The sequence below is a fragment of the Syntrophomonas sp. UBA5494 genome (assembly GCF_002426325.1).
Map to the genome: position 1 here is coordinate 1 of NZ_DIPG01000020.1, position 6,472 is coordinate 6,472.

6 protein-coding genes and 1 riboswitch are annotated in these 6,472 nt (G+C 51.6%); all 6 genes read left to right on the forward strand.

Features of this window, described 5'->3' with window-relative positions; translation table 11 throughout:
* On the forward strand, positions 1-585 hold a 585-nt coding region (locus B3W37_RS02310; protein WP_483174645.1), incomplete at its 5' end, for a sulfatase-like hydrolase/transferase.
* Between the two features lie 33 nt (positions 586-618).
* Positions 619-1,905 (forward strand): phosphopyruvate hydratase, encoded by a 1,287-nt coding sequence (gene eno, locus B3W37_RS02315; protein WP_481042353.1) that lies wholly within the window; start codon positions 619-621, stop codon positions 1,903-1,905.
* Between the two features lie 252 nt (positions 1,906-2,157).
* Positions 2,158-2,388, forward strand: coding sequence for a preprotein translocase subunit SecG (gene secG / locus B3W37_RS02320; RefSeq protein WP_481042355.1), 231 nt, complete (start codon positions 2,158-2,160; stop codon positions 2,386-2,388).
* 125 nt (positions 2,389-2,513) lie between these two features.
* Positions 2,514-3,299, forward strand: coding sequence for an alpha/beta hydrolase (locus B3W37_RS02325; protein ID WP_481042357.1), 786 nt, complete (start codon positions 2,514-2,516; stop codon positions 3,297-3,299).
* A gap of 3 nt (positions 3,300-3,302) precedes the next feature.
* On the forward strand, positions 3,303-3,854 hold the full coding sequence (locus B3W37_RS02330; protein WP_483174646.1) for an HD domain-containing protein: 552 nt from the start codon (positions 3,303-3,305) through the stop codon (positions 3,852-3,854).
* A gap of 62 nt (positions 3,855-3,916) precedes the next feature.
* Positions 3,917-6,133 (forward strand): ribonuclease R, encoded by a 2,217-nt coding sequence (gene rnr, locus B3W37_RS02335; protein ID WP_483174648.1) that lies wholly within the window; start codon positions 3,917-3,919, stop codon positions 6,131-6,133.
* Between the two features lie 83 nt (positions 6,134-6,216).
* Positions 6,217-6,388: riboswitch (cobalamin riboswitch) on the forward strand.
* Positions 6,389-6,472: the final 84 nt, after the last annotated feature.

Below are 6,472 nucleotides of genomic sequence, written 5' to 3' on the forward strand. Positions count from 1 at the left end.
CAGAACGGCCTGCGCCAGCTGCGTATTGCGGAAACTGAAAAATATGCCCATGTGACCTTCTTTTTCAACGGCGGGGTGGAAAAACCCAATGTTAATGAGGAGCGTATTCTGGTGCCTTCGCCCACGGTTAAGACCTATAACATGAAACCGGAAATGAGCGCCGTGGAGGTTACTGACAGGGTTGTAGCCGCAATTGACCAGGATTGCTATGACGTCATTATCATGAATTATGCCAATCCTGACATGGTCGGCCATACCGGCATCCTGGATGCGGCCATTGAGGCCGTTCGTGTGGTTGATCAGTGTTTGGCCCGGGTAACGGAGAGGGTTTTGGCCCATGACGGAGTGGTCTTAATGACTGCCGACCACGGCAACTGTGAGACTATGCAGTGCCCTATCACCGGAGGGCCTTTTACAGCCCACACTAATAATAAAGTGCCTTTTATCCTTATATCAGACCGGCTTAAAGAAGCCCGCTTGCGAGAGGGCGGAGCATTATGCGACATCGCCCCGACCATGCTGGAGCTCCTGAATATTGACATACCCCGGGAGATGACCGGGAGATCTCTAATTTTGCATGATTGATTTGAATACATTAGTTCTGGAGGGAGACTGAATATGAGCACAATTATTGACGTTTTTGCGCGGGAAGTATTGGATTCAAGAGGCAATCCCACCGTGGAAGTGGAGGTCATCCTGGAAGATGGAACCATGGGCAGGGCTATAGTACCTTCCGGGGCTTCAACCGGGGCTCACGAGGCTGTCGAGCTGCGTGACGGAGACAAGCAGCGCTACCTGGGCAAAGGGGTTCTCAAAGCGGTCGACAATGTGAATGACATCATCGCCACCGAGATCATCGGTATGGATGCGCGGCGGCAGGTGGATATTGACACTTTGATGATAGATCTGGACGGAACCCCCAACAAGAGCAAACTGGGAGCCAATGCCATTCTGGGCGTATCGCTGGCCGTAGCCCGGGCAGCCGCCAATCATCTCGATTTGCCGCTTTACCAGTATATTGGCGGGGTGAATGCCAGAGAGCTGCCGGTTCCGATGATGAATATCCTCAACGGCGGGCAGCATGCCGATAACAATGTCGATATTCAGGAGTTTATGATTGTGCCGGTCGGAGCCGCTTCCTACCGGGAAGGGCTGCGCATGGCAGTGGAGATTTATCATACCTTGAAAAAGGTACTGCAGTCTCGTGGATTGGCCACTTCTGTAGGGGATGAGGGCGGATTTGCCCCTGACCTGCCCTCCAATGAAGCCGCCATCGAAGTAATCCTGGATGCGGTAAAAGAGGCCGGTTATGAGGCGGGGCGAGATGTCTTCCTGGCCTTGGACGTAGCCGCCAGTGAACTCTATAAAGACGGGCGCTACCACCTGGAGAGCAATGGTGTAATCTATACCTCCGAAGAAATGGTGGATTTTTATGAGGATCTAGTGAAGAAGTATCCCATAGTGTCGATCGAAGACGGTTTGGCTGAAGACGATTGGTCTGGATGGGAGCTCTTGACCAGGCGTCTGGGCGACAAAATTCAACTGGTCGGGGACGATATCTTTGTAACCAATACGGAGCGCTTAACTATGGGTATCAAGCGCGGGGTAGCCAACAGCATCCTCATCAAGGTCAATCAGATCGGCACCCTGACCGAAACCCTGGATGCCGTCAAAATGGCGATGCGGTCCGGGTATACTACAGTTATCTCCCATCGTTCCGGGGAAACCGAAGATTCCACTATCGCCGATATCGCCGTCGCCACCGGATCAGGACAGATCAAGACCGGAGCGCCGGCCAGGACTGACCGGGTGGCAAAATACAATCAATTATTAAGAATCGAAGAAGAGCTGGATGAATATGCCGACTATCGCGGCTTGAAGGTTTTCGCTGCCCACCGCGATTAGCACAGACCTGGACTCGTCAAGGCCCCAGACCGAGCAAAAAAAGCGAATCTCATTGTTACATCGCAAGCCCCGCTCAATCAACGTACCCTAAGTACGCCTCAATCGCGGGGGGGGCTCGTGCCTCGATCTTCACTTTTTTTGCTCGGTCTGCCAACTTCTTCGACAAGCTGAGACCTGGACTTGTCAAGGCCCAAGAACTTGTGTTAAAATTTAATTTGTTCTGATGCAATGATTTGAAATGGAGGTGAAAATTTGTTAAAAACCATCCTGTTCATCCTGGAGGTCATCGTGTCTCTGGGTCTCATCTCCACCATCATTCTGCAATCGGGCAAAAGCGCCGGTCTGTCGGGTAGTATTGCTGGAGGCAGCCAGGCCATTTTTGGCGGCAAGAAGAAAGGTCTGGATGAACTGTTAAGCCGTATTACCGCCTGGTTGGCTGTAGTTTTTATGGTTTTAACGCTGGTTCTTGCGGTGATGCGTTAGCCCGCTCAGTTTTAGTAAGGTATTTAAGCAGGTGCCACAGGCGCCTGCTTTTATTATATAATGACATCAATATCACCAGCAGCGAGAGCCATATGGCCCTGACTGAGACCAGGGAAGGATTACCTATGAAAAAACAGGTTGCAGAACAGTCATTTGAATTGCAGGGCGATGGTAATGCAGCCTTGCTTTTTTTACACGGTTTTACCGGGACGCCTTCGGAGATTTACCCCACCGCGGCTTTGGTCAATCAGCAAAGCGGGTGCACAGTCAGCGGAATTGTCTTGCCGGGCCACGGAACCACCCCCGAAGACCTGGACAACACCTCCTGGCGCGATTGGACCGCAGCCGTGGAAGACGAACTGAACCGGCTGTCGACCATGCATCAGCATCTATTTGTAGCCGGATTGTCGATGGGAGGACTGCTCTCATTTTATGCCGCCATACAACGGGAAGATATCAAAGGGGCTGTCAGCATCAACGCCCCGGTTTTTACCAGGAACCCGCTGACCACCTCGTTTTTTGTATCCGCCCTCACCCCGTTATTAGGTTTGGTTAAGCCTTATTACCCCAAAAATGATATAGACATTGGTCTGGAGCTGGAAAAGCAAGGCAGGCAGGCTTACCATTGTTATCCGGTAAAATCCTTTCGCAGCATGTTGCATCTGCGCAAATTGGTTTTGTCCGGATTGAGTTCTGTCACATGCCCGGCCCTGGTAATGCAGAGCCTGCAGGATGAAGTTGTTAATGCGAGCAGCGGACGGCATTTGGTGAACAGGCTAAAACGAACTCAGGTCAGCTATCAGGAGCTGGAACATTCAACCCATGTCGCTACGATGGGGGACGAGATGGAAGCGATCGCCGCGTCTATCAGCCGGTTCATCGACGAAGCCGTGCAGGAAAAAGGAGACTAGAAAATGGATAGAACAGAAGCTTTACAATTGCTGAAAGAACACGTCAAATCAGAAAACCTCTTCAACCATTCCCTGGCGGTGGAAGCCATTATGCGCGGATTGGCTCAGCACCTGGAAGAAGATGTGGAGAGATTCGGTCTGGCAGGACTGCTTCACGATATAGATTATGATCAGACCGCCGACGAGCCTATGCGGCATTCGGCCGTGGGCGCGGCCATGCTGGAAGAAATCGGCCTGCCTGAAGACTTGTGCTATGCGGTCAAAGTGCATAATGAGGCCCACGGATTGCCGCGGCGCTCGGTTCTGGATCACGCGTTATATGCAGCCGATCCTGCCAGCGGTTTTATAACCGCAGCCGCGCTTATAAGACCTGACAAACAACTGGCCGCAGTGGAATTGAAATCGCTGCGCAAACGCTTTAAAGAGAAATCCTTTGCCCGGGGCGCCAATCGCGAGCAGATGGCTTGCTGTTCAGAGCTGGGTATGGATTTGGATACCTTCCTGGAGGTTGCTCTGCAGAGCATGAAAAAGATCGCTGACGAAATCGGCCTATAGGGTAAAAAAGCGGCGATTAAAGGAAATACTATTAAAATCAGACCAACCTTAAGGAGGATTAAATGGTCAATAAAGAAACTCTATTGGAGTATATGCGGCAGGACAGTTATCGCCCTTTGAGCTACCGCGAACTCTTATCGGTATTCGAAATCGATAATGATGAGGAGATCAAATTCAGCAAATTACTGGGCCGCCTGGAAAAAGCGGGCGAAATCTTGAAAACCCGTAAAAATAGATATGGCTTGCCCGAAATGATGAAGCTGGTCAAAGGGGTTATACGACTCAGCCAGCGAGGCTACGGTATTTTAGTGCCCGATGAGCCGGGACGGCCTGAGGTATTCGTCTACGGGAAAAACCTCAACGGGGCCATGCACAATGACAGGGTCATGGTGCGCCTCATTCACAGCCACCATGGCGGAGAGCGCCCCGAAGGAGAAGTGATCCGGGCCATCGAGCGGGTCAACAAAACCCTGGTGGGGGTTTACGAAAAAGGCAAGCATGTCATTCAGGTGATCCCTGATGACCCGCGCCAGATTTATCCCGTCTATGTAAATCGCTCCCGCAAACTAAAGGTCAATAACGGGGACCGGGTAGTGGTGGCTATAACCAGCTGGCCGGATAAGAACAAATTCCCGGAAGGGCGTATTATTGAAGTTCTGGGCAATGCCGGTGAACCCGGACTGGATGTGGAGGTAGTCATCCGCAAACATAACCTCAGGGTGGACTTCGCCCCTGCGGTAATAAAAGAAGCTCAGGCCGCGGCCCGGCCGGTCAGTGCCGAAGAAAGCAAAAAACGCCGCGATTTGCGCGATGTGAAGATGGTCACCGTCGACGGTGAGGATGCCAAAGACCTGGATGACGCAGTTTCCATCTGCCGCATCGTCAACGGGTTCCGCCTGGGGGTGCATATCGCCGATGTTTCTCATTATGTCAGAGAAGACAGCAAATTGGACAGAGAGGCCTGTGCGCGGGGAACCAGCGTCTATCTGGTGGATAAGGTCTTGCCCATGCTGCCCCGGGAGCTTTCCAACGATATCTGCAGCCTTAACAGCGGAGTTGATCGTCTGGCAGTAAGCTGTATCATGGACATCAATTTCAACGGTGAAGTCGTTAATTATGAACTGTGCAAATCGGTGATCCGGGTCAAAGAACGCATGACCTACACCGCGGTGAACCGGATCCTGCTGGAAGATGACCCTGAATTGAAGGCGCGCTACCGGGATTTGGTGGAGGACTTTCATTTGATGAAGGATCTGTCCGATATAATCAGGACTGCCCGGCTCAAGCGCGGGGTTCTGGATTTCGATTTTCCTGAAACCAAGATAATCACCGATGAAAAAGGGGTTCCGATTGACGTTAAAGTCCGTGAACAGGGACCAGGAGAGATGCTCATCGAAGACTTCATGATCAAGGCTAATGAGACCGTGGCCGAGCATCTTTATCGCCTGCAAATGCCTTTGCTTTACAGGGTTCATGAGAAACCGGATGAAGACGCTCTGATGAAGCTTAATCGGGTTCTGGGGGTGTTCGGACACAAGGTGGCGGGCGAAAAACTGGAGCCAATGACATTCCAGCACATCTTAGCTGACATCAAAGGCCGCCCCGAAGAGCAGATGGTATCATTGATGGTCCTGCGCTCCATGAAGCATGCCCGTTATCTTCCCCAAGCCTTAGGGCATTTCGGTCTGGCCTCGCGTTTTTACTGCCACTTTACCAGTCCCATCCGGCGTTATCCGGACCTGATCGTGCACCGGGTCTTGAGCCATGTCCTGGACGGCAGCATGAATGAACGCCGCCGCGCCGCCCTGGATAGTAAAATGAGCTTTTACGGGGAGCATTCCACTTTTCAGGAGATCAAAGCTGAAGAAGCGGAGCGCGACCTGGTCAACATAAAGAAAGCCCAGTTTATGCAGCAGTTTCTGGGCGAAGAGTTCACTGCCCGGGTGTCTTCGGTCAATTCTTTCGGCATTTTTGTAGCCCTGGACAACAGTATCGAGGGTCTGGTGCACATCTCCAGCATCACCGATGACTACTATGAATTCAATGACCGCAGCTACACGCTGCGCGGCATCCATACCGGGAAGACCTTCGCCATCGGCGATGAAGTCAAAGTGAAACTGGTGCGTGTGGAAGTGAATGAAGCCAAGATAGATTTCGAACTGCTGGATGAGCCGGCTGAGGCAGAGGGGGCCGCTGTAAAGAAAAAAACCGCTTTGAAATCCAAAGGGAACAAGGGAAATAGACGCAACAAAGGCAGCCGTACCAAAGCCGGAGTTTAGAAGCAGTTGCGCTTAAAAGGATATAAGTAACGTTTATAGAATTAAATGGAGAAAGAAATTAATCCTTGACAGCATATTTCGCTTGTGTACAATAAGANNCGGGTGCCCGCAAGGGAGAATAGGGAACCGGGTGAGATTCCCGGACGGACCCGCCACTGTAAAGGTTAGCAGTTGCCAGAACCACTCCGTCAAGGGGGAAGGGGCAATAACGCGATGATCCTGAGTCAGGAGACCTGCCCGAAAATGCTTAGATAGGGATGATGGTAAAGTCCACGCTAATATTAGCGTGGACTTTAATTTTATAAGTAGATTTTTCCGGGTGCCCGCAAGGGAGAATAG

Bases quoted from the DNA above. Each gene is read 5' to 3' on its own strand.
- eno (WP_481042353.1), top strand. From the start codon at position 619: ATGAGCACAATTATTGACGTTTTTGCGCGGGAAGTATTGGATTCAAGA.
- B3W37_RS02325 (WP_481042357.1), top strand. From the start codon at position 2,514: ATGAAAAAACAGGTTGCAGAACAGTCATTTGAATTGCAGGGCGATGGT.
- B3W37_RS02330 (WP_483174646.1), top strand. From the start codon at position 3,303: ATGGATAGAACAGAAGCTTTACAATTGCTGAAAGAACACGTCAAATCA.
- rnr (WP_483174648.1), top strand. From the start codon at position 3,917: ATGGTCAATAAAGAAACTCTATTGGAGTATATGCGGCAGGACAGTTAT.